The organism is Nonomuraea sp. NPDC049421, from assembly GCF_040677005.1.
GTDB lineage: Bacteria > Actinomycetota > Actinomycetes > Streptosporangiales > Streptosporangiaceae > Nonomuraea > Nonomuraea salmonea.
This window is the reverse complement of record NZ_JBFAQA010000019.1, coordinates 1-23,796: the sequence shown is the minus strand read 5'-3', so window position 1 is coordinate 23,796 and position 23,796 is coordinate 1. Positions and strand designations below refer to the sequence as shown.

The following is a 23,796-nucleotide window of genomic DNA, read 5'->3' as shown; positions in this document are numbered from 1 at the left end:
GTTACCGATGACTGACCCAACCGACACCCGCGACACCGGACCACGCGTCGGCACGCCGCTGTGGGGCTATCTCGCGGGCGTCACCGTGATCGGCTTCACCGGCCTCGTGGTGGCCATGCTCCGGCTCGACCCGTCCGGTCTGGTGGAGCTCGCCCGCACCCCGCTGTTCTGGGTGCTGGCGGTGCTGGTGATCCTGGGCGAGCTGCGGCCCGTCATGGTGTCGTCAGCGACCGCCGTGGGCGGCACGTACCCGTCCACCATGTTCACCTTCGCGGTGCTGCTGCACCTCGGGCTGCCCGTGGCGGTCCTCATGCAGGCCGTGGCGGTCACCATCAACGGCGTGGTGACGCGCAAGTCGTGGCATCGGGTCATGTTCAACATCGCGCAGTCCTCCCTGGCGCTGATCGCGGCGGCCGTGGTGCTGGGGACGTTCGGCATCGTGCCGAGCCCGGCCGTGCCGTGGGTGCCGAAGGGCGGCGACCTGCTCGCGATCGCCCTGTCCGGCCTCGCGTACTTCCTGGTCAGGGGCGCCCTCGTGTGCAGTGCCGTCGCGCTGCACGAGCGGCGCTCGCTCGTCCGCGTGCTCAGGGCCAGCGTCGGCCCGCAGGGCCTGGTCTACATCGGGCTGCTGGGCCTGGCGCCGCTGGTGGTGGTCGTGATGAGCCATTCGCCGGGGCTCGTCCCGCTGTTCGTGGCGCCGCTGGCCGCCGTCTACTTCACCGCCACGCTGTCCCTGCGCCGCGACCACCAGGCCATGCACGACGAGCTGACCGGCCTGCCCAACCGCAAGATGCTCGTGGTCAGCACCGAGGAGGCACTGGCCGAGGTGCGTCACGACGAGCGGGTGGGGCTGTTCCTCCTCGACCTCGACCGGTTCAAGGAGGTCAACGACACGATGGGCCACCCGGTCGGCGACCGGCTGCTGCAGCTCGTCGCGCACCGGCTCACCCATTCGGTACGCCCTGGCGACGTCGTGGCCAGGCTGGGCGGCGACGAGTTCGCCGTGCTGCTGCCCTCGATCAGGGACGCCCACGCGGCCAGGGAGGTCGCGGCCCGGCTGCGCGCCGCCCTGACCGAGCCGGTACGCCTGGAGGGCATGACGTTCGACCTCGACGCCTCGGTCGGCATCGCGCTCTATCCCGACCACGCGCCCGACTTCGAGCTGCTGCTGCAGCGGGCCGACGTGGCGATGTACCTGGCCAAGGAGGGACGTACGGGCGTCGAGCTCTACCAGCCCGACAAAGACCGCAACTCGCCCGAACGCCTGACCCTGCTCGGCGACCTGCGCCGCGCCATCGACAACCACGAGCTGCGCCTGCACTACCAGCCCAAGGTGGCGCTCGGCACCGGCGACGTGCAGGGGGTCGAGGCGCTGCTGCGCTGGCGGCACCCGGTGCACGGGCCCGTGTCGCCGGCCGACTTCGTGCCGCTGGCCGAGCAGTCGTACCTGATGCGGCAGCTCACGGCGTACGTGATCGAGGAGGCCCTGCGGCAGGCCGCGGCCTGGTGGCACACCGGGCTGCGGGTGCAGATCTCGGTCAACATCTCGGCCCGCGACCTGCTCGGCTCCGCGCTGCCCGAGCAGCTGGAGGTGGGCCTGGCGAAGTACGCGCTGCCGCCGGCCGCCATCCAGCTGGAGGTCACCGAGCGCATCCTGACCGGCGACCAGGCGTACACGCAGGACACCATCAAGGCGCTGGCCGCGCTCGGCGTGCCGCTGGCGCTCGACGACTTCGGCACCGGCTACTCCTCGCTCATCCGGCTGCAGCGGCTGGCCGTCTCCGAGGTCAAGATCGACGCCTCGTTCGTCCGCCGGATCGCCGAGTCGGAGGACGACTACCGCATCGTCCGCTCGATCGTCGACCTCGTCCGCTCGCTGGGGCTGCGCTCGGTGGCCGAGGGCGTCGAGTCGGACGACGTCGCGATGCGGCTCGTCGAGCTGGGCTGCGACGTGGGGCAGGGCTGGCTGTTCTGCCGGCCGATGCCGGCCGACGAGACCGCCGTCTGGCTGCGCGACAGGACCGGGGGATCGGTGGAGTACGAGTACCAGCCGGAGGTCAGCTCCGCCTGACCGGATAATGCGTTCAGGGCTGCTACGTCAAGACCCCTAGGATGGCAGTGTCCAAAGACTCCATCCACGAAACGGGTTCAACGACTCATGTCCGCCATAACCCGCGACGAGGTCGCACACCTGGCCCGGTTGTCCAGGCTGGCGCTCACCGACGACGAGCTCGATCACTACGCCACCCAGCTCGATGCGATCATCGAGTCGGTCGCGAAGGTGGCCGAGGTCGCCGCCGAGGATGTGCCGCCTTCGTCGCACGCGCTTCCGCTGACCAATGTCTTCCGTGCCGACGAGGTGCGACAGTCCCTCACGCCCGAGCAGGCGCTCTCCGGCGCGCCCGCCGTCGAGGACGACCGCTTCCGGGTGCCGCGCATCCTCGGGGAGGAGGCATGAGCTTGATCCGCATGACCGCCGCCGAGCTGGGCTCGATGATCGCCGCAGGTGAGGTGTCGGCCGTCGAGGTGGCCGAGGCGCACCTCGACCGCATGGCCGCGGTCGAGCCCAAGGTCCAGGCGTTCCTCCACGTCGATCGGGAGACGACGCTGGAGCAGGCGCGGGCCGTGGACGCCCGGCTGCGCGCGGGCGAGAAGCTGGGGCCGCTGGCCGGCGTGCCGATCGCCCACAAGGACATCTTCACCACGCGCGACATGCCGACGACGGCCGCGTCCAAGATCCTCGAAGGCTGGCAGCCGCCCTACGACGCCACCGTCACCGCCCGCCTGCGCGAGGCCGGCCTGGTCATCCTGGGCAAGACCAACCTCGACGAGTTCGCCATGGGCTCCTCGACGGAGAACTCCGCCTACCAGGTCACCCGCAACCCGTGGGACCTGAGCAAGGTGCCCGGCGGGTCGTCGGGCGGGTCGAGCGCCGCCGTGGCCGCGTACGAGGCGCCGCTGTCCACCGGCACCGACACCGGCGGCTCCATCCGGCAGCCCGCCTCGGTCACCGGCATCGTCGGCATGAAGCCCACCTACGGCGGTTCGTCGCGTTACGGCCTGATCGCCTTCGCCAGCTCGCTCGACACGCCGGGCCCGTTCGCCCGTAACGTGCTCGACGCTGCGCTGCTGCACGAGGCGTTCTCCGGCTACGACCCGATGGACTCCACCTCCATCGACGCGCCCGTGCCCTCCGTGGTCGAGGCCGCCAAGCACCCCGACGTCGCGGGCATGCGCATCGGCGTGGTGAAGGAGTTCTCCGGCGAGGGCTACCAGGCGGGCGTGCTGGCCCGCTACCACGAGGCCGTCCAGCTGCTGGAGTCGCTCGGGGCCAAGGTCGTCGAGGTGTCCTGCCCGTCGTTCACGACCGCGCTGCCGGCCTACTACCTGATCGCACCGTCCGAGTGCTCGTCCAACCTGGCCCGCTTCGACGCCATGCGCTACGGCCTGCGCGTCGGTGACGACGGCACCCGCAGCGCCGAGGAGGTCATGGCGCTGACCAGGGCGGCGGGCTTCGGTCCCGAGGTCAAGCGGCGCATCATGCTCGGCACGTACGCGCTGTCGAGCGGCTACTACGACGCCTACTACGGCCAGGCGCAGAAGGTGCGCACGGTCATCGCCCGCGAGTTCGAGGCCGCCTACCAGCAGGTCGACGTCCTGGTCTCGCCCACCACGCCGACCACGGCCTTCCCGATCGGCGAGCGCGCCGACGACCCGATGGCGATGTACCTCGCCGACCTGTGCACCATCCCGTCCAACCTGGCGGGCAACGCGGCCATGTCCGTGCCGGTCGGCCTGGCCGACGAGGACGACCTGCCGGTGGGCCTGCAGATCATGGCGCCGGTCCTGGCCGACGACCGCTGCTACCGCGTCGGCGCGGCCGTGGAGCAGGCCCTGGAGAGCCGCTGGGGCGGCGGCCTGCTGTCCAGGGCTCCGGAGCTGTAGGGCGTGTAGAGGGGACGGCGGCGTGCTCACGAGGGTCGAGATCGACGGGTTCAAGTCCTTCCTGGACTTCGAGCTTGACGTGCCGCCGTTCCTTGCCCTGGTCGGGCCCAATTCGAGCGGAAAGTCCAACCTGCTGGACGCGCTGGCGTTCGCCCGGGAAGCGATCTTGATGCACGGTCACGCGAGCACGCCCGGTCCGTTGCTGGAGGCGCGCCGGGGCAAGCCGCAGGAGCTCTTCCATCGGCCGGCGGGCGACGACGCACGGTCCGCTTTCACGATCCGGGTGGCGGCGACGGCCGGCGGTCAATCGCCGACTGCGGCGGTGCGGGCCGACCGCTACGGTGGGTGGGAGGTACGCTCGGAGACCGGGTCCACCAAGTTCTGGTGGTCCGAGGCGAGCCAATGGCACTTCCACGTGCCGGATCCCGCCGCCATGCGCAGGCCCGTCAGCGCCCTGGACCGCCGGCCGCTCGCGGAGGACGCCGGCAACCTGGCCGCCGTGCTCGGCCGCATGGCGGGGAACGGCGAGCTGGACGACCTCATGGTCGATCTCTCGGCGATGGTGCCCGATGTCACCGGTGTCCGCCCGGTGCTGGAGGAGAGGTCGGAGGAGTGGTCCTTCGACCTGCTGATCGACGGCGAGCCGGTGCCGGGGCGGCTGGCGTCCGACGGCACGCTGCGGGTGCTGGCGCTGCTCGCGGCGCTGTACGACCAGACCTCCTCCGGACTGCTGATGGTGGAGGAGATCGAGAACGGGCTCCATCCGAGCAGGCTCGGCGAGCTGCTGCAGAGAGTGGCCCAGCGGGTCGGCGTCAAGGGTGACGTCTGGCGGCAGGTGATCCTCACGACTCACTCCCCGGTCGCGGTCTCCGTCCTCTACCGGACGGCTCCCGACTCCCTCGTCTTCCTCGACTCGGCCTGGCGGACCGGGGGCGGGAACCCGCGATCCCGGGTGACCGTGGCCAAGCCGGTGCGCCAGACGGGAGAGCCGGGCACGTTCGTCTCCCCGCGCCAGGTGCGCGATTACCTGAGCACGGTCGGGCAGGCGCCATGAGCCGCCCTCTCGTGCCTGGGCTGATCGCCGAGGGTGACACGGACGAGCTGTTCCTAGCCAGGGTGATCGGCCGCCAGCTGCGTGCGCTGACGGACCTGGCGCCGCGTCCCGTGGACGTGCAGTCCGTCCAGTACGGCAGCTGCCACATGACCAAGGACGACGCTCGGATCCGGGAGGCCATCGAAGAGCTGGCGGGTGACTGCCACCTGATCTTCCTGCACAGTGACCACCGCGAGCGGGCCAAGGCCGACCGGCACGCGGGCGACCAGGTGGCGCCGCTGGTCCCGGTCAAGGAGACGGAGAGCTGGTTGCTGGCCGACGCGAACGTCTGGGCCAGGGTTCCGGGGGCGGACGCCTCCTTCCTGCCCGGCAGGCCGCGCGACACCGAGAAGATCGCCGATCCGAAGGCCACGTTGCGAGCGGTGCTCGCAGGCGTGTCCCACAGGAAGGTCTCGGAGCACTTCGCCTTCGTCGGCGACCATGTGGACCTGTCCGTGCTGGCCCGGCTGCCTGCCTATGCCACGTGGCTGGACGCGACCTCCAAGGCGCTGAGGAACCATGGTTTCCTCTGACCGCCGAATCCATAGCGTGAAACGAACGATCTCAACGAAGGACCTCACCATGACTGCCGGTACGCTCATGCCGTACGACGAGGCGCTTGAGCGCTTCGAGCCGGTGCTCGGCCTTGAGACGCATGTCGAGCTGGGCACCAAGTCGAAGATGTTCTGCGGCTGCAAGACGACCTTCGGCGCTCCGCCCAACACGCAGGTCTGCCCCACCTGCCTGGCGCTCCCCGGGGCGCTGCCGGTGGCCAACGCGCAGGCCATCGAGTCGACGATCCGCATCGGCCTGGCGCTGAACTGCTCGATCGCCGAGTGGTGCCGCTTCGCCCGGAAGAACTACTTCTATCCGGACATGCCGAAGAACTACCAGATCTCCCAGTACGACGAGCCGCTCTGCTTCGACGGCTACCTCGACGTCGAGGTCGACGGCCAGACGATCAGGATCGGCATCGAGCGGGTGCACCTGGAGGAGGACACCGGCAAGTCCACCCACGTGGGCGGCGCCACCGGGCGCATCCACGGGGCCGACTACTCGATCGTCGACTACAACCGCGCCGGCATCCCGCTGGTCGAGATCGTCACCAAGCCCATCCCCGGCACCGACCGGCTCGCGCCCGAGGTCGCCAAGGCGTACGTCACCGAGCTGCGCGAGATCATGCGCTCGCTGGGCGTCTCCGACGTGCGCATGGAGGAGGGCTCGCTGCGCTGCGACGTCAACGTCTCGCTGATGCCGCGCGGCGCGTCCGAGTGGGGCACCCGTACGGAGACCAAGAACGTCAACTCGCTGCGCAGCGTCGAGCGGGCCGTGCGGAGTGAGATCGAGCGTCAGGCGGCGGTGCTGGCCGACGGCGGGAAGATCATTCAGGAGACCCGCCACTTCCACGAGGACACCGGTACCACCACCTCCGGCCGGTCCAAGGAAGAGGCGCAGGACTACCGCTACTTCCCCGAGCCCGACCTGGTGCCGATCGCGCCCGACACGGCGTGGGTGGCCGAACTCAAGGCGGCGCTGCCCGAGCTGCCGTCGGTCAAGCGCAAGCGGTTGCAGACCGAGTGGGGCCTGTCCGACCTCGACATGCAGGCCATGCACAACGCCGACGCGATCGAGCTGGTCGAGGCCACGGTCGCGGCCGGTGCGCCGGCGGCCGACGCGCGCAAGTGGTGGATGGGCGAGCTGGCGCGGCGGGCCAACGAGAACGCCGTCGCGCTCGCCGACCTGCCGATCACGCCCGAGCAGATCGCCCGGGTGACCGAGCTGGTCGCCTCCGGGGCGCTCAACGACAAGCTGGCGCGTGAGGTGCTCGAAGGCGTCATGGCCGGCGAGGGCACGCCCGACGAGGTCGTCGAGCGGCGCGGGCTGCGCATCGTCAACGACGAGGGCGAGCTGTCCGCGATCATCGACCAGGTGATCGCCGCCAACGCCGACGCGGCCGACAAGGTCCGCTCCGGGAAGATCGCCGCCGCCGGTGCGCTGGTCGGTGGCGTCATGAAGGCCAGCAGGGGCAAGGCCGACGCGGCCAGGGCCCGGCAGCTCATCCTGGAGAAGCTCGGCGTCCAGGAGTGACCCCTGGCAGGAAGGCCCCGCAACGTCGGCGGGGCCTTCCTGTCGTTTGTGGTCTCCCACCGTTTGTGGCTTGCCGCGCCTGGGTGGCGCGGGTGGCCGGGGCGGCATAGCCGCCGCCGCGAGCGGAGTCTTTCGTCAGGGGCGGTTGGTGCGGCGGGTGTACCAGGTTTTGAAGAGTGGGGTCAGCAGGGCGAGTACGGAGAGAAGGAGCAGGACGACGGCGACTGGGCTGTGGATCAGGACGGTCACGTCTCCCGCGCCGATGGCCAGGGCGCGGCGGAGCTGGATCTCGGCCATCGGGCCCAGGATCATCCCGATCACCGCGGGCGCGACCGGCAGGCCGAAGCGGCGCATGGCGTAGCCGAGCAGGCCCAGGACGTACAGGACGAAGAGGTCCACGATCGTGGCGTTCAGGGCATAGACGCCGAGCGCGGCGAACAGCACGATCCCGGCGTACAGGTACGGCCGGGGGATGCGCAGGATGCGCGCCCACAGCGGCGCCAGCGGCAGGTTGAGCACCAGCAGCATCACGTTGCCGACGAACAGCGACGCGATCATGCCCCACACCAGCGCCGGGTTGTGGTCGAAGAGCTGCGGCCCGGGCTGGAGGCCGTACTGCTGGAAGGCGGCCAGCATGATCGCGGCCGTGGCGGACGTCGGCAGGCCCAGCGTGAGCAGCGGGACCAGGGTGCCGGCCGCGGAGGCGTTGTTGGCCGCCTCCGGCCCGGCGACCCCCTCGATGGCGCCCTTGCCGTACTCCTCCTTGGCGACGCCCTTGGCCAGGCGCTTCTCGGCCGCGTACGACAGGAAGGTCGGGATCTCGGCACCACCGCCCGGCAGCGCGCCGAACGGGAAGCCCAGCGCGGTGCCGCGCAGCCACGGCAGCCACGAGCGCCGCCAGTCGGCGCGTCCCATCCAGGCCCGGCCGACCGGCACCACCTCGGGAGGGGCGTGCCGCAGGCGGGAGGCGACGTACAGGGCCTCGCCCAGGGCGAACAGGCCGACCGCGACGATCACCACGTCGATGCCGTCGAGCAACTGCGGGATGCCCAGCGTGAGCCGCGCCTGCCCGGTCTGCTGGTCGATGCCGATCAGCCCGATCACCAGGCCGAGGCCGAGCGAGGCGAGGCCGCGCACGACCGACCGGGACAGTACGGAGGACACGGCGGTGAAGGCGAGGATCGCCAGCGCGAAGTAGTCCTCGGGCCCGAACGAGATCGCGAAGGCCACCACCGCGGGCGCCGCCACGACGAGCAGCGCCGTGGCGATCGTCCCCGCCACGAAGGAGCCGATGGCCGCGGTGGCGAGGGCCTGCGCCGCCCGCCCGCGCCTGGCCATCTTGTTGCCCTCCAGCGCCGTGATCATCGAGGAGGACTCGCCGGGCGTGTTGAGCAGGATGGAGGTGGTCGAGCCGCCGTACATGCCGCCGTAGTAGATGCCGGCGAACATGATGAACGCGCTGGTCGGCGGCACCGTGAAGGTGATCGGCAGCAGCAGCGCCACGGTCATCGCGGGCCCGATGCCGGGCAGCACGCCGACGAGGGTGCCGAGGGTGACGCCGATGAGCGCGTACAGGAGGTTGACGGGGGTGAGGGCGGCGGCGAAGCCGTCGAGCAGGAGCTGGAACGAGGTCACCTCAGATCAGCCCCTCCAGCGGCCCGCCCGGCAGCGAGACGCCGAGCCCCTTGACGAACAGCAGGTACGTCGCCACCCCCATGACCACGGCGATCCCGGCCGCGCGCAGCTTGTGCTCGGCCCCGAGCGCGACGGACAGGCCGAAGAACAGCAGGCTCGCGCCGATGATCCAGCCGAGCACGTTCAGCAGTGCGGCGAAGGCCAGGAAGATGCCGCTGACCAGGCCGAGGCTGCGCCAGTCGGTGGGCGCGTCGGCGTCCACGTCCTCGCTCTCCTCGGGATCGGCGCGGCCGCCGCGCAGCACGTCGGCCACGTAGAACAGGCCGATCACCACCATCGCGCCGCCCACCAGCATGGGGAAGAAGCGCGGCCCGAGGCCGAGCTGGGAGGCCGCGGCCGACACGTCGAGCGTGCCGACCACGACGAGCACGCCCAGCACCAGCACCACGACCGCCAGCCCGAGCTCGGGCCGCCATCGGCGAGCCATCAGGAGACGAGCCCCATCTCGGCGATGATGCCCTTGACCCGGGTCTGCTCGGCGGCGAGGTAGTCGGCGAACTGCTGCCCGGTCTGGAAGGAGTCGATCCAGCCGTTCTTGGCCACCGCGTCCTTCCACGGCTGCGCGTCGTGCATCTTGGTGACCAGGTCGGTCAGGGCCTGCTTGTCGGCGTCGGAGAGCCCGGCGGGAGCCACGAGGCCGCGCCAGTTGGACAGCTCGACGTCGAGACCGGCCTCCTTCAGCGTGGGGGCGTCCAGGTCGGGCAGCCGCTCGCCGGAGGTGACGCCCAGTGCCCGCAGCTTGCCGGACTTCACGTGCTCGGCGAACTCGCCCACGCCCGAGATGCCGGCGCTGACCTTGTTGCCGAGCAGCTCGTTGAGCGCCTCGCCGCCGCCGGAGTGCGCGATGTAGTTGACCTGCTTGGGGTCGACGCCGGCGGCCTTGGCCATCAGGCCGGCCACGATGTGGTCGGTGCCGCCCGCCGAGCCGCCCGAGATCGACACCTTCGCCGGGTCGGCCTTCCAGGCCGCGACCATGTCGGCCAGCGACTTGAACGGGGACTCGGCCGGGACGACGACGATCTCGTACTCCTCGGTCAGCTTGGCGATGGGTGTGGTCTCGGTCAGCGAGACCTTCGACTTGTTCTGCTCGATGGCGCCCACCATGACCAGGCCCATCGTCATCAGCAGGTTGCCGTTGCCCTTCTCGCCGGCGAGCTGCGCCAGGCCGATCGTGCCGCCGGCGCCCGGCACGTTGTACACCTCGACCTTGCGCTGCGGGTCGGCGGCCTTGAGCGCCTGCTCGGCCACGCGGGAGGTCTGGTCCCAGCCTCCGCCCGGCGCGGCGGGGGCCATGATGCGCAGCGTGGCGTTCGCGGACGTGCCGCCGCCCGTGTCGCCGCAGGCCGTCAGCGCGCCGAGGGAGAGTGCCGCGAGGGCGGCGAATACGCGCAAGCGCATGATCACTCCAAGGGGGGATCTCACAGTCGTCAGGACTGGCATGGTGAGGTTCGTTCCCCGCCCGCGTCGAGCCTTTGCGTGGTTGCCGTCGTAGTGGTCGTATTGGTCGCGACCCGGACGTGACCTCCGTTTGTTTCCATGTGCAGGGTGAGACGGGTTCGTGACGCCTCCCTCGGGACCCAGCTGTTCGCGCTCCAGATGGTGATCGTGCTGCTCGCCGTCGGGGGCACGGCAGGCGTGTGGGCGGAGCACACCCGCGACCAGCTCGACGCGCTGCACGAGCAGCGCGCCTTGGCGATCGCGCAGTCGGTGGCCGCGCTGCCGCAGGTACGCGAGGCGTTCGAGCTGGAGCACCCGGAGAGCGTGCTGCAGCCGCTGGCGATGAGCGTGCAGCAGGAGACCGGCGCCGACTACGTGGTGATCGCCAACACCGCCCAGCGGCGCTACGCCCACCCCAACGCCTCGCTGATCGGCAAGCGGTTGTCGACCGACGGCAGCACGGTCCTGCGTACCGGCAGGAGCTGGGTCGGCACCGAGACGGGCACGATCGGCACCACGGTCAGGGGCAAGACGCCCATCAGGGACGAGTACGGCGAGATCATCGGCCTGGTCTCCGTCGGCGTGCTGGAGACCACGGTCATCAGCCAGCTCTCCGACGCCCTGCCGCCGCTCATCTGGACCGCGCTGGCGGTGCTGCTGGCGGGGCTGGCGCTGGCGGCGTTCATCACGGCGCGGGTGCGCAGGCAGACGTTCGGGCTTGAGCCGCGCGAGATCGGCGCGCTGCTCGAGCAGCGCGAGGGCGTGCTGCACGGCGTCAAGGAGGGCGTGCTCGCCCTCGACATGGACGGGCGCGTCACGCTGGTCAACGACGCCGCCCGCGAGCTGCTCGGCGACGTCGGGGAGGACCTCACCAGGATGGCCGTCTCCGACCGCATGCGGGACGTGCTCGGCGGCGCCGACCCCGGCGAGGACCGCGTCGTGCTGCACGGCGAGCGGGTGCTGGTGCTCAACCGCACCCCCGTCTGGGTACGCGGCCGCCAGCTCGGCTGGGTGGTCACCCTGCGCGACCGTACGGAGCTGGTCCGCCTGGCCCGCGAACTGGACGACACCAGCAGCGCCACCGACGCGCTGCGGGCGCAGGCGCACGAGTTCGCCAACCGCATGCACACCGTGGTCGGCCTCCTCGAACTCGGCGAGCACGAGGCCGCGATCGGCTTCATCACCCGGAGCACCCACCACACCAACGCCATCGACCTGCGCGAACGCGTCCAGGACCCGACCCTCGCGGCCCTGCTCATGGCCAAGTCGGCCGAGGCGGCCGAGCGCGGGGCCAGGCTCGTGCTCTCCGACGACTCCTCGGTGCCCGAGGGAGTGCTCGGCGACCCGCGCGACGCGGTCCTGGTGGTCGGCAATCTGGTCGCCAACGCCATCGACGCGCTCGACGGCGCGGAGGGCATGATCGAGGTCTCGGTACGGGCCGACGCGGACGGCTTGCACGTGCGAGTCGGCGACTCAGGGCCCGGCATCGCGCCCGAGCTGGTGGGGGAGGTCTTCAGGGAGGGCTTCACCACCAAGGCCGCCCACTCGGGGCCGCGCGGGCTGGGGCTGGCGCTCACCCGGCAGGCGTGTCTGCGCAGGGGCGGATGGGTGCGGGTACGCAACAGCGGCGGCGCGGTCTTCACCGCCCTGCTCCCGGCGAGGGCCGCCTCATGAGCGGCTGCGCGCTCTTTCCTGCGAGGGCCGTCTCATGAGCGGTCGCGCGCTGCTTCTTGCGAGGGCGGTCTCATGAGCGACCGGGACATCCGTGTCCTCGTGGTGGACGACGACTTCATGGTGGCCCGCATCCACAGCGGCTACGTGCGCCGGGTGCCCGGCTTCGACGTGGTCTCGGTCGCCCACAGCGGCGCCGACGCGCTCGCCGCCGCGAAGGAGTTGCGGCCCGACCTGGTGCTGCTCGACGTCTATCTGCCCGACATGTCGGGCCTTGAGGTGCTCAAGGCGCTGCACGACGTGGACGTCCTCATGATCAGCGCCGCCCGTGACGTGCCCACGGTCAGGGAGGCCATGCGGGGCGGGGCGGTCAACTACCTCATCAAGCCGTTCACCGCCGCCGCACTGACCGAGCGCCTGCGCCAGTACGCCGCCACCCGCGATCGCCTGACCGCCATCGGCCCCGAGGCGCGCCAGGACGACGTGGACCGGCTCTTCGGCGTCCTGCCGTCCGCCGCCCCCATGCCCAAGGGGCTGTCGCCGGCCACCTGCGCGCTGGTCGCCGACACGCTGCGGGAGGCCGGCGGCGACCTGTCCGCGGCCGAGGCCGCCGAGCTCACGGGCCTGTCGCGGGTCAGCGCCCGGCGCTATCTGGAGCACCTGTGCGCGGTCGGCCAGGCCGAGTTGCGGCCCCGTTACGGCACCGCTGGACGGCCCGAACATCGCTACCGGTGGCTAGGTTGACACACTTCCGTAGCCATTTCCCGTGACATATGCGGATCTGCGTGCCTTACTGTTGCCTGAGACTTGGCTGCGGACCGGGAGGAGATTGAGGCGTGCGAAACGCCGGACCGATCGAATCACCGACCGACCCGTTCGCCTCGGTGCCCTTACCTACGTCGGGCGTCTCCAGGAAGCCACGGATCGAAGGGCTGCCCCCCGGGGTCTCCCGGGACATCTTCGGCCCGCCGGAACGTCAGGAGCCCCGACCGGCCCAAGGCCCGAGCGCCGCGGGCGGTACGCCGGGCAAGGGCGGGCTGCCACCGGCCGCTCCGCCGGCCCAGCCCTGGCCCATGGCCTCCGAGAAGGAGCCCGCGCAACCCGCGCCCGTCTTCGGGACGCCGCAGCGCCCGTCGTCGTACGAACCTGATCCGCCCCGCCGTCGCCGGCTGCTGCCCGCGATCATCTCGCTGGTCGTGATCCTGGCCGCGCTCGCGTACGTGGTGCCGGCCGTGCTCATGTCCGGCTCGGTGCTGCGCGGCACCCGGGTCGCCGGGGTCGACATCGGCGGGCTGACGGTGACCAAGGCCGCGGACAAGCTGCGTGCCGACCTGGCCAGCAAGCTCAGCAAACCCGTCATCGCCGACATCGGCGGGCAGAAGGAGACGATCCAGCCCGACGAGGCAGGGCTCGAACTCGACGTCGTCGGCACCATCGGGCAGGCGCCCAGCGGGTTTCCCACGCCTGAGGAGGTCTGGCGGGGGCTCACCGGCACCACCGACCTCCCGCCGAAGATCACCCTGGACGCCGCCCAGCTCACCCGGACCGTCGAAGGGCTCGCCGGGTCCGTCGACAAGCCCGCCCGTGAGGGGCGCATCACGTACTCGGGGCTGGAGCCCCAGGCGCGGACGCCGGCGAACGGGGTGCTGCTCGACCGCGAGGACGCCGTACGCAGGATCGGCGCCGCCTTCCTCGGCGGTGGCGGGTCCGTCGTGCTCACCCTCCGGCCGGCCAAGCCCGTCACCGGCTCGGGGGCCGTCGAAGAGGCGCTGACCAAGGCCAGGGCCGCCGTCGCCGCGCCGCTGACGCTCACGCTCGGGCCCAAGCAGGTGCAGATCCCGCCTGCCATGATCGCCGCGAACCTCACGTACGGCGTGGACGGCGAAGGGCGGCTCGTGCCCCAGTTCAACGCCAAGGCCGTGCTCGAACAGGTCGAGGGCAACCTGGTGGACGCGGCGCAGCAGCCGCGTGACGCCACGTACGAGATCGTCAACGGCAAGCCCGTCCTCGTGCCCTCGCGGCCCGGACGGGGCGTCAACGACAAGCTGCTCGCCAGGGACGCCGAGAAGGTGTTCGACCAGGGCGGCAGCCGGGTCGTCGCGGTCCGGCTCGGCACCGTCGCGCCGGCCGTCGAGACCTCCCGCATCGAGGGGCTCGGCATCAAGGAGATCGCGGCGTCGTTCACCACGACGTTCGACTGCTGCCAGCCGCGCGTCACGAACATCCAGCGCATGGCGCAGAAGCTCGACGGGTACGTGGTCAGGCCGGGCGAGACGTTCTCGCTCAACGAGGCGCTCGGGGAGCGGACCGTCGAGGACGGGTACGTCCAGGCCGGGCAGGTCGTCGGCGGGCGTACGGTCAACGTCGTGGGCGGGGGCGGGGCCCAGTTCGCCACCACCATGTACAACGCGGCGTACTTCGCCGGGTTCGACGACGTCGAGCACCAGCCCCTGGACTACTTCTCCTCGCGCTTCCCCGCCGGCCGCGACGCGACCCTCCTGCACCCGGAGCCCGACCTGAAGTGGCGCAACGACTCGGAGAACGGGGTCCTCATCAAGACCGCGTCCACGCCGACGTCGGTGAGCATCACGCTGTGGGGCGTCAAGCGCTACGACAAGATCGAGGCCGTGGAGTCGGAACGCCGCGCCTTCACCCCGTTCCGCCGCGAGGTGAGCTCCGCCCCGGACTGCGTCCCGACAACGGGCGAACAGGGCTTCACCATCGACGTGACCCGCGTCTTCCACAAGGACGGCAAGATCCTCAAGAAAGACAAGAAGGTCACCACCAAGTACCGCCCCCGCCCCCAAACCGTCTGCACCCGCTGACGGCGTGCGGGAGGACCTCAGCTCTGGAAAGGGCTGAGGTCCTTTCGGTGCGCGGGCGGGACATGGCGCCCCTCGGTCCGGCGGCCCGCAGCGCGGCTCGGTGTCTATGAGCGCGGGCGACTTCCGACACCCCTCGGCTCGTGTCCCATTGCGTGTCCTCCCCTTCCCCTTCTCTCCCTGAAGGACCTCAGCCCTTGCGGTGGTCGGCGGTTGTGCGTCAGGGTCGGGTGCGGTCGCTTGGGTGGGGGATGCAACCCGCCTCGCGCTTGAGGACCTCGGCCCTCGTGCCACCCCGCCGAAAGGACCTCGGCCCGCACGATGGCCTACTCCCGACCCCCCTGAAGGACCTTGGCCCGCACGATGGCCTACTCCCGACCCCCCTGAAGGACCTCGGCCCGCACGATGGCCTACTCTCGACCCCCCTGAAGGACCTCGGACCGCACCATGGGCCACTCCCAACCCCAAAGGACCCCGGCCCCTGCGATGGGAGAGATAGGCAGTTTGTGAAGGGGTTGATTGGTGGGTTCAGGGGGTGGTTGTGGGGGAAGGGGCGACGGCCTGTTCGGAGGTCGGAAGAGTCCAGGGGGATGGGTGCTGCGACAACGGTTCGGGTCAGGTGGGGGGCAGGGTCATGAGGCGGTCGTCGCCGGGGTTCGGGGAGCCGCGGCCGTCCTTGTTGCTGGTGCCTATCCACAGGGTGCCGTCCGGGGCGGACGCCACCGCGCGCAGGCGGCCGTAACGGTCGGTGAAGTGGGCGGTCGGGGTGCCGGCGGAGCCGTCCTGGCTCAGGGGGATCTGCCACAGACGCGCGCCGCGCAGGGCGCCGACCCACAGCGAGCCGTTCGCGTAGGCCATGCCCGACGGGGAGGCGTCCGAGGTGGGCCAGGTCAGGATGGGGTTGATGTAGCGCTGGTCGGAGCCGCGGCCTTCGACCTCGGGCCAGCCGTAGTTGCCGCCGGGCCTGATCAGGTTGACCTCGTCCCACGTGTTCGCGCCGAACTCCGAGGCGTAGAGCCGCCCGGACGGGTCCCAGGCGAGGCCCTGGACGTTGCGGTGGCCGTAGCTGTAGACGAGGGTGCCGAACGGGTTGCCGGGCGCGGGAGCCCCGTCCACGGTCATGCGCAGGATCTTGCCCCCGAGCGAGTCGCGCTGCTGCGCGAGGTCGCCGTCCCCGACCTCGCCGGTGGTGGCGTACAGGTGGCCGTCGGGCCCGAAGGCGAGCCGGCCGCCGTTGTGGATGCCGCCCTTCGGGATGTCGCGGACGAGCAGGTGCTCGTCGGTGAGCGCGTCACCGGCGAGGCGGTAGCGCACGATGCGGTTGTCGGTCTCGGCGGTGTAGTACAGGAAGACCTGGTCGTCCTTGACGGCGACGCCCATCAGCCCGCCCTCGCCGTCGGGCCGCGCCTCCCGTACGGTGGCCAGCTCGGTGACCCGGCCGCCGGGCGTGACGCGGAGCAGCCGGGCGGTGTCGCGCTCGGTGACGAGCGCGTCGCCACCCGGCAGGTACGCGATCCCCCACGGCACGGACAGCCCGGTCGCGACGTCCTTCGGCTCGCCGGGAGCGGCGGCGGCGGACACCGCGGCCGTGGGCAGCACCTCGCCGTCGCCCGCGGAGCACGCGGTCAGGACGGCCAGCAGCATGATCGTCCAGAGCTTCCTCATGTGTTCCATCCTGCCCTCGGAGTCGTAAGGTTCTCGGCATGAAGACCTGGGTTCCGTCCGATTCGGTGGCAGCTGCACTTTCCGACCTCCCCGGCGTCGAATGCGCCGTATATAACAGCAAAGTCCCGATGCCGGACGGCGTGGAAGACGTCGAGGTATGGGTGCCGCCTTTGGTGACCGTGCCCGACGTGCCGGGGACGCTGGCGAGGATGACGTCGTTGCGGCTGGTGCAGACGGTGACGGCGGGCGTGGAGCCGTACCGTCCGCACATGCCGGAGGGCGCGGTGCTGTGCAACGCGCGCGGCGTGCACGACGCGGGCACCGCCGAGTGGGCGGTGGGCGCGATGATCGCGGTGCTCAGGGAGTTCCCCGGTTTCGTGGACGCGCAGCGCAGGGGCGAGTGGACCTACCACCACACCGGCGTGCTGGCCGACTCGCGCGTGCTGATCGTCGGCTACGGCTCGATCGGGTCGGCGCTGGAGCGGCGGCTGGAGGGGTTCGAGGTGGAGGTCGTCAGGGTGGCGAGGAGGGCCCGCGACGGCGTGCACGCCATGGACGAGCTGCCCGCCCTGCTGCCCGAGGCGGACGTGGTGGTGCTGCTGGTTCCGGCCACCCCCGACACCGCCGGCATGGTCGACTCCTCGTTCCTCGCACGCATGAAGGACGGCGCCGTGCTGGTCAACGCGGCCAGGGGCGGGATCGTCGACACCGACGCCCTCCTCGCGGAGCTGAAGACGGGCCGGCTGCGCGCCGCGCTCGACGTGACCGCGCCCGAGCCGCTGCCCGAGGGCCACCCCCTCTGGAGCGCGCCCGGCGTGTTGATCACGCCGCACATCGCGGGCAGCACCCCCGCGTCCGAGCGGCGGACACTGCGTCTCATCCGGGCTCAGCTGGAGCGCTACCGCGCCGGCGAAGACCTGGTCAACGTCATAACCGACGCGTACTGAGAGGATCCCGGAACGTGGCTGGTCCGTGACCTTCGGTGCGTACGGTTACGTTTGCAGGGAGTTCCTGACTCACTGTCAAGGAACTCTTGGCGGCAATTGGTCTGTCTGGTTATCAGATCGGTGACGACATCGGCGTTGTCACCACCCGCGCACCTTCGACCGCACACACTGGCAAAGGTGATCGGCCGGGCTTCGGCGGTCGCGGGTGCAGAGTTCGAGACGGGATGGGCAACGACTGTGATCCGCTGGCGTGATCCACGGGTGCCGCCGGCCGCCGCGGCGGTGGCAGGCGCGGTGGCGTTCGCCGCCGTCCTCCTGGCGCAGACCCCTGCCACGATCACCGGCGCGATCGCCGGTGGGCTCGCGGCGCTGATCGCCGCCGCCTCCCTGCTGATCGCCTCGGTACGACAGGTCGCCACGCACCGCCCCTCGGCGGCGGGCGCCCGCTGGATGGGCGGCGGCGCGGTCATCTGGGCCGCGGGCATCACCCTGCGGCCGTTCGCCGACGGCTTCGTCGTCAACTTCGCGGACATGTTCGTCCTGCTCGGCACCGTGGTCACGGCCGGCGGCGCGCTGATCGCCGCCGACCGCAGGTTCCCGGCCAGGACGGCTTTACGGCAGCTCACGGACTCCTACCTGTGCGCCGTCGCGCTCTTCCTCATCGGCTGGGTCATGGCGCTACGGCACGTCTACGCCGACTCCGCCAACCCGGTCGGGTTCACCCTGGCCCTGCTGCCGCCGATGATCGCGCTGCTGGTGACCTGCTCCATGATCCCGTCGGTGGTCACCAGCAAGTCGCCGTCGTGGCTGCTCGGCCTGGCGGGGCTGGGCGTGCTGGCCACCATGACGGTGGCGGGGGTGGGCTCCGCCGTGGGCCGGCTGCTCGAAGGCGAGCCGCAACTGTGGAGCGTCATGCTCGCGCCGGTCGCGTTCCTGCTGCTGGCCGCGGTGCCGTGGGGCCCGAAGGGCAGGGCGACGACCCGGCCGGCCATCGGCCACGCGGTCAGCCTGGCGCCGCTCGCGCTGGTCGCGGTGGCGGTCTTCACGATGCTGATCCATCAGATGGGCAGCCGCCCGGAGCCGCCGGTCGCGGGCGTCGCGGCGCTTGAGGCGTCGGTCGTGCTGCTCCTGCTGGTCCGCCTGTTCGTGCTCGCGGCCACCAACGTACGCCTGCGCGCTCAGGTCAAGCTGGGCCGCCGCCAGCTCATGGACCTCGCCGAGAGCACCGGCGACGTGGTGTTCACCTGCGACTACGAGGGCGTCGTCCGCGAGATCGGGGCCGGCGTCGAGGCGACGTACGGCTACGCGCCCGCCGACGTCGTGGGCGGCTCGATCTTCGACTACATCCACCCGGAGGACGTGCCGGGCATCCAGGTCGCCATGCGTGCCCTGACCCTCGACGACGAGCCGGCGGCGCCGGGCGCCTGCCTGATCGCCTGCCGCGTCCGCGCGGCCGACGGCACCTGGCGGCCCACCGAGTCGGTGGCCACCCGCCAGGTCGGCGGCGACGACCTGCTGCTGGTCACCACGCGCGACGTGAGCGACGAGGAGGCGCTGCGCAACCAGGTGGCCCACCTGACCTTCCACGACGGCGTGACGGGGCTGCCCAACCGCGCCTACTTCGAGGAGCGCACCAGGGAGGTGCTGTCGGGGCGCACGTCGGGCAACGTCGCGGTGATCTTCCTCGATCTCGACGGGTTCACCTCGGTCAACGACTCGGTCGGGCACGCCAGCGGCGACTACCTGCTCGGCCAGGCGGCCAGGCGGCTGCGCGGCGCCGTACGCGCGGACGACACGCTCGCCCGGTGGGGCGGCGACGAGTTCGCGGTGCTGGTGGAGACCGGGGGAGACGCGCAGGTGGCGGTCGATCTGGCCGAGCGGCTGGTCGGGGCGGTCTCGCAGGAGCCGTTCCGCGTCGCCGACCGCGACGTGGCGCTGACGGCGAGCGTCGGGGTGGCCTTCACCGAGGACGGCATGCCGGCCGGCGACCTGATGCGCAACGCCGATGTGGCCATGGCGCGCTCCAAAGAGCTGGGCGGTCGCCGGGTCGAGGTGTTCGCCGCGCAGATGCACGCCGACGTCGTACGCCGCCTTGAGCTGGCGGCCGACCTGCAGCGGGCGCTGATCGAGCAGCAGTTCGCCATCGAGTACCAGCCGGTGGTCGATCTGGCCACGTCGCGGGTGACCGCGGTGGAGGCCCTGGTGCGGTGGTGGCGCGGCTCGGTGTTCGTGCCGCCGGAGCAGTTCCTGGGCCCGGCCGAGGACACCGGGCTGATCGTGCCGCTGAGCGAGTGGATCCTGCGCGAGTCGTGCAGGGAGGTGGCGGCCTGGCGGGCCTCGTCGTGGGACATCGGGCTGTCGCTGAACCTGTCGGCCCGGCAGATCATGGCGCCCAGGTTCGTCGAGACGGTGGAGGAGGCGCTGCGCGAGAGCGGGCTGCCCGCCTCGTCGCTCACGCTCGAAGTCATCGAGGAGATGCTGGTCGAGGACGCCGAGGAGACGATCAAGCGGCTGTCGGAGCTGCGCTCGCTGGGCGTGCGGCTGGCCATCGACGACTTCGGCACCGGCTACGCCTCGCTGGCCTTCCTGCGCCAGCTCCCCGTCGACATGATCAAGATCGACCCGTCGTTCGTGTCGGGACTCGGCAAGGACGACACGCTGACGCTGCTCACCCGCACGATCGTGCGGCTGGGGCACGACCTGGGGCTTATCGTGGTGGCCGAGGGGATCGAGCGTCCTGAGCAGCTCGAGCTGCTGAAGCAGATGGGCTGCACGAGGGGGCAGGGCTTCCTGGTGGCACGGCCGATGGCGGCGCGCGGGGTCGACTCGCTGATGCGGACGAGTCTCACGGTTTGAGACATGTGTCCACCAAGTTGACACTGGGGCGTTCGGAGCGGCTATCGTGTAAGCCATGCTTCGCAGTGAGATTCTCGTAGTACTTCGCCGGCGCGCAGGCCGATAGCGAAGCACGACGACCTGCGCGCCGCCCCAGACCCGCCGTTCCGGCGGAGAGGGGCATTTTTTATGTCCTTAAGCGAGTAGCCACGCAAGGAACGAGCCGATGACCGAACGGATGACAGGTGCACAGGCCCTGGTCAGGGCGCTGGAGCACGTCGGAGTCGACACAGTGTTCGGGATCCCGGGCGGTGCCATTCTTCCGGCCTACGATCCTCTCTACGACTCGACCAAGGTCCGGCACGTGCTCGTACGTCACGAGCAGGGTGCGGGTCATGCGGCCGAGGGCTACGCGCAGGCCACCGGCAAGGTCGGGGTGTGCATGGCGACCAGCGGTCCTGGCGCCACGAACCTGGTGACACCGATCGCCGACGCGTTCATGGACTCGGTGCCGATCGTGGCGATCACCGGACAGGTGGCCGCGCCGATGATCGGCACCGACGCTTTTCAGGAAGCCGACATCTCCGGCATCACCATGCCGATCACGAAGCACAACTTCCTGATCACCGACGCCGGCGACATCGCGCGTACGATCATGGAGGCCTTCCACATCGCCTCGACGGGGCGTCCCGGCCCGGTGCTGGTGGACATCTCGAAGGACGCGCTGCAGGCCGAGACCACGTTCAGCTGGCCGCCCACCATGCAGCTGCCCGGCTACCGCCCGGTCACCAGGCCCCACTCCAAGCAGATCCGCGAGGCCGCCAAGCTCATCGCCGAGTCCCGCAGGCCCGTCCTGTACGTCGGCGGCGGCGTCCACAAGGCCGGCGCGGCTGCCGAGCTGCGCCAGCTCGCCGAGCTGACGAAGATCCCGGTCATCACGACCCTGATGGCCCGCGGCACGTTCCCCGACAGCCACCCGCAGCACATGGGCATGCCCGGCATGCACGGCAGCGTCGCGGCGGTCGGCGCGCTGCAGCAGTCCGACCTGATCATCGGCCTGGGCGTGCGGTTCGACGACCGGGTCACCGGCAACCTGTCGTCGTTCGCGCCGCACGCGAAGGTCGTGCACGCCGACATCGACCCGGCGGAGATCTCGAAGAACCGCCACGCCGACGTGCCGATCGTGGGCGACTGCAAGGAGGTCATCAGCGACCTCGTCTCGGTGATCCAGGCCTCCGGCCAGCAGGGCGACTACGACGAGTGGTGGACGCTGCTCAACGGCTACAAGGAGACCTACCCGCTGGGTTACGAGCAGTTCGAGGACGGCTCGCTGGCCCCGCAGTACGTCATGGAGCGCCTGAGCGCCATCGCGGGCCCCGACACCTACTACATCGCGGGCGTCGGCCAGCACCAGATGTGGGCCTCGCAGTTCGTCCACTACGAGAACCCCGGCACGTTCATCAACTCCGGCGGCCTCGGCACGATGGGCTTCGCCGTCCCGGCCGCGATGGGCGCGAAGATGGGCCGCCCCGACGCCACGGTGTGGGCGATCGACGGCGACGGCTGTTTCCAGATGACGAACCAGGAGCTGGCCACCTGCGCCCTGGAGGGTGTGCCGATCAAGATCGCGGTCATCAACAACGGTAATCTCGGCATGGTTCGTCAGTGGCAGACCCTGTTCTACGACGAGCGCTACTCCAACACCGACCTGCAGACGGTCCGGCGGATCCCGGACTTCGTCAAGCTGGCCGAGGCCTATGGCTGTGTTGGCCTGCGATGCGAGCGCCCCGAAGACGTGGACGCCGTGATCAAGAAGGCCATGGAGATCAACGACGTGCCCGTCGTGGTCGACTTCGTCGTCCACCAGGACGCCATGGTCTGGCCCATGGTGGCCGCGGGCACGAGCAACGACGACATCAAGATCGCCCGTGACATGGCGCCGAAGTGGGAGAACGAGGATGACTAGGAGCGCGACGCGGTGCCCGCGCGGCGCACGAAGGAGAGTGAGCGAGCGATGAGCCGTCACACGCTGTCCGTGCTGGTCGAGAACCGGCCGGGTGTCCTCGCGCGCGTCTCCGCGCTGTTCAGCCGCAGGGGGTTCAACATCGACTCCCTCGCCGTCGGGCCGACCGAGCACGACGACATCTCCCGCATCACGATCGTGGTGAGCGTCGAGGAGCTGCCCCTTGAGCAGGTCACGAAGCAGCTCAACAAGCTGGTGAACGTGCTCAAGATCGTCGAGCTGGACCCGTCGCAGTCGGTGCAGCGCGAGCTGATGCTGATCAAGGTCAAGGCCGACGCGGAGAGCCGCTCCCACGTGCTGGAGCTCGTCCAGCTCTTCAGGGCCCGCTGCGTGGACGTGGCGGCCGACGCCGTGACCATCGAGGTCACCGGCACCCCCGACAAGCTCGAGGCGTTCGTGAAGGTCCTCGAGCCGTTCGGGATCAAAGAACTCGTCCAATCGGGCATGGTGGCCATCGGCCGCGGCGCCCGCTCCATCACCGACCGGTCCCTCAGGGCACTGGACCGTACCGCCTGAAAGGTTTTAGCAAGTGACCGAGATCTACTACGACGACCAGGCCGACCTCTCGATCATCCAGGGACGTCACGTGGCCGTGCTGGGGTACGGCAGCCAGGGCCACGCCCACGCGCTCTCCCTGCGTGACTCGGGTGTCGACGTGCGCGTCGGCCTGCCCGAGGGCTCCAAGAGCCGCGAGAAGGCCGAGAACGACGGCCTGCGGGTGCTCACCCCGTCCGAGGCGGTCGAAGAGGCCAACCTCACGATGATCCTCGCGCCCGACCACATCCAGCGCGACCTCTACACCCAGCACGTCGCCCCCAACCTGGTGGAGGGCGACGCGCTGTTCTTCGGCCACGGCCTGAACATCCGCTACGGCCTCATCGAGGCGCCCGAGGGCGTCGACGTCTGCATGGTGGCCCCCAAGGGCCCCGGCCACCTCGTGCGCCGCCAGTTCGAGGCCGGGCGCGGCGTCCCCGTGCTCGTGGCCGTCGAGAAGGACGCCTCCGGCAAGGCGCTCGACCTCGCCCTGTCGTACGCCAAGGGCATCGGCGGCACCCGCGCCGGCGCGCTGCGCACGACGTTCAAGGAGGAGACCGAGACCGACCTGTTCGGCGAGCAGGCTGTGCTGTGCGGCGGCGTCTCCGAGCTGATCAAGGCCGGCTTCGACACCCTCATCGAGGCGGGCTACCAGCCCGAGGTCGCCTACTTCGAGTGCCTGCACGAGATGAAGCTGATCGTCGACCTCATGTACGAGGGCGGCATCTCCAAGATGTACTGGTCGGTCTCCGACACGGCCGAGTACGGCGGCTACACCCGCGGCCCGCGCGTGATCAACGACGAGACCCGGCAGGAGATGCGCCGCATCCTGGGCGAGATCCAGGACGGCACCTTCGCCCAGCAGCTCGTCAACGAGTTCGACAGCGGCCAGAAGGAGTTCAAGCGCTACCGCGAGGAGCTCTCCGAGGACGCCATCGAGAAGACCGGCGCCACGCTGCGCCCGATGATGAGCTGGCTCAAGGGCTGAGCCGGGCCGCGTCCGGCTGAGCGCGGCGGGCGAGGGGGAGCACAGATCGGAAG

Annotated in this window: 17 protein-coding genes and 1 pseudogene; 14 read left to right on the top strand and 4 right to left on the bottom strand. The window is 70.7% G+C overall.

Going from position 1 to position 23,796, the window contains the following annotated elements; translation table 11 throughout:
* Positions 1–7 precede the first annotated feature (7 nt).
* From AB0K18_RS29085 to gatB, 6 genes are all read left to right on the top strand, one after another.
* Positions 8–2,071 carry an EAL domain-containing protein gene (locus AB0K18_RS29085; protein ID WP_364920285.1) on the top strand — a complete coding sequence of 688 codons (2,064 nt, stop codon included), beginning with the start codon at positions 8–10 and terminating at the stop codon, positions 2,069–2,071.
* An 87-nt stretch (positions 2,072–2,158) separates the two neighbouring features.
* Positions 2,159–2,458 carry an Asp-tRNA(Asn)/Glu-tRNA(Gln) amidotransferase subunit GatC gene (gatC, locus tag AB0K18_RS29080; protein ID WP_101787882.1) on the top strand — a complete coding sequence of 100 codons (300 nt, stop codon included), beginning with the start codon at positions 2,159–2,161 and terminating at the stop codon, positions 2,456–2,458.
* Positions 2,455–3,945: an Asp-tRNA(Asn)/Glu-tRNA(Gln) amidotransferase subunit GatA gene (gene gatA / locus AB0K18_RS29075; protein WP_364920281.1), complete on the top strand. Its 1,491-nt coding sequence runs from the start codon at positions 2,455–2,457 to the stop codon at positions 3,943–3,945. Before gatC ends, gatA begins: the two co-directional genes overlap by 4 nt.
* A 22-nt stretch (positions 3,946–3,967) precedes the next feature.
* Positions 3,968–4,999 (top strand): AAA family ATPase, encoded by a 1,032-nt coding sequence (locus AB0K18_RS29070; protein ID WP_364920278.1) that lies wholly within the window; start codon positions 3,968–3,970, stop codon positions 4,997–4,999.
* Positions 4,996–5,571, top strand: a complete 576-nt coding sequence (locus tag AB0K18_RS29065) for a hypothetical protein (protein ID WP_364920276.1) — start codon at positions 4,996–4,998, stop codon at positions 5,569–5,571. Before AB0K18_RS29070 ends, AB0K18_RS29065 begins: the two co-directional genes overlap by 4 nt.
* Before the next feature lie 49 nt (positions 5,572–5,620).
* Positions 5,621–7,126: an Asp-tRNA(Asn)/Glu-tRNA(Gln) amidotransferase subunit GatB gene (gene gatB, locus AB0K18_RS29060; protein WP_364920275.1), complete on the top strand. Its 1,506-nt coding sequence runs from the start codon at positions 5,621–5,623 to the stop codon at positions 7,124–7,126.
* A gap of 135 nt (positions 7,127–7,261) precedes the next feature.
* Here the strand turns inward: gatB and AB0K18_RS29055 are convergent, their stop codons facing one another.
* Genes AB0K18_RS29055 through AB0K18_RS29045 form a run of 3 tightly spaced genes read right to left on the bottom strand, consistent with a single transcriptional unit; the run spans position 7,262 to position 10,219 of the window.
* Positions 7,262–8,761: a tripartite tricarboxylate transporter permease gene (locus AB0K18_RS29055; RefSeq protein ID WP_364920272.1), complete on the bottom strand. Its 1,500-nt coding sequence runs from the start codon at positions 8,759–8,761 to the stop codon at positions 7,262–7,264.
* A gap of 1 nt (position 8,762) precedes the next feature.
* Positions 8,763–9,248 carry a tripartite tricarboxylate transporter TctB family protein gene (locus AB0K18_RS29050; protein ID WP_364920269.1) on the bottom strand — a complete coding sequence of 162 codons (486 nt, stop codon included), beginning with the start codon at positions 9,246–9,248 and terminating at the stop codon, positions 8,763–8,765.
* Positions 9,248–10,219, bottom strand: a complete 972-nt coding sequence (locus AB0K18_RS29045; protein WP_364920267.1) for a tripartite tricarboxylate transporter substrate binding protein — start codon at positions 10,217–10,219, stop codon at positions 9,248–9,250. The genes AB0K18_RS29050 and AB0K18_RS29045 overlap by 1 nt, the downstream gene beginning before the upstream one ends.
* Positions 10,220–10,357: 138 nt before the next feature.
* Between AB0K18_RS29045 and AB0K18_RS29040 the strand changes: the two genes are divergently transcribed.
* From AB0K18_RS29040 to AB0K18_RS29030, 3 genes are all read left to right on the top strand, one after another.
* Positions 10,358–11,932, top strand: coding sequence for a sensor histidine kinase (locus tag AB0K18_RS29040; protein ID WP_364920264.1), 1,575 nt, complete (start codon positions 10,358–10,360; stop codon positions 11,930–11,932).
* 72 nt (positions 11,933–12,004) lie between these two features.
* Positions 12,005–12,673, top strand: coding sequence for a response regulator (locus tag AB0K18_RS29035; protein ID WP_364920261.1), 669 nt, complete (start codon positions 12,005–12,007; stop codon positions 12,671–12,673).
* A 329-nt stretch (positions 12,674–13,002) separates the two neighbouring features.
* Complete coding sequence (locus AB0K18_RS29030) at positions 13,003–14,754, top strand: VanW family protein (RefSeq protein ID WP_364920258.1); 1,752 nt, start codon at positions 13,003–13,005, stop codon at positions 14,752–14,754.
* Positions 14,755–15,366: 612 nt separating this feature from the next.
* Here AB0K18_RS29030 and AB0K18_RS29025 read toward each other — a convergent pair.
* Positions 15,367–16,416, bottom strand: a complete 1,050-nt coding sequence (locus AB0K18_RS29025) for a PQQ-dependent sugar dehydrogenase (protein WP_364920255.1) — start codon at positions 16,414–16,416, stop codon at positions 15,367–15,369.
* A 128-nt stretch (positions 16,417–16,544) separates the two neighbouring features.
* Between AB0K18_RS29025 and AB0K18_RS29020 the strand changes: the two genes are divergently transcribed.
* From AB0K18_RS29020 to ilvC, 5 genes and pseudogenes are all read left to right on the top strand, one after another.
* On the top strand, positions 16,545–17,363 hold the full coding sequence (locus AB0K18_RS29020; RefSeq protein ID WP_364920252.1) for a 2-hydroxyacid dehydrogenase: 819 nt from the start codon (positions 16,545–16,547) through the stop codon (positions 17,361–17,363).
* A gap of 237 nt (positions 17,364–17,600) precedes the next feature.
* On the top strand, positions 17,601–20,219 hold the full coding sequence (locus tag AB0K18_RS29015; protein WP_364920249.1) for a GGDEF domain-containing protein: 2,619 nt from the start codon (positions 17,601–17,603) through the stop codon (positions 20,217–20,219).
* A gap of 199 nt (positions 20,220–20,418) precedes the next feature.
* Positions 20,419–22,164: pseudogene (locus AB0K18_RS29010) on the top strand (acetolactate synthase large subunit); the annotation flags it as partial.
* Positions 22,165–22,212: 48 nt separating this feature from the next.
* Positions 22,213–22,737: an acetolactate synthase small subunit gene (gene ilvN, locus AB0K18_RS29005; RefSeq protein WP_355414474.1), complete on the top strand. Its 525-nt coding sequence runs from the start codon at positions 22,213–22,215 to the stop codon at positions 22,735–22,737.
* A 22-nt stretch (positions 22,738–22,759) separates the two neighbouring features.
* Complete coding sequence (gene ilvC, locus AB0K18_RS29000; RefSeq protein WP_364376834.1) at positions 22,760–23,743, top strand: ketol-acid reductoisomerase; 984 nt, start codon at positions 22,760–22,762, stop codon at positions 23,741–23,743.
* Positions 23,744–23,796: the final 53 nt, after the last annotated feature.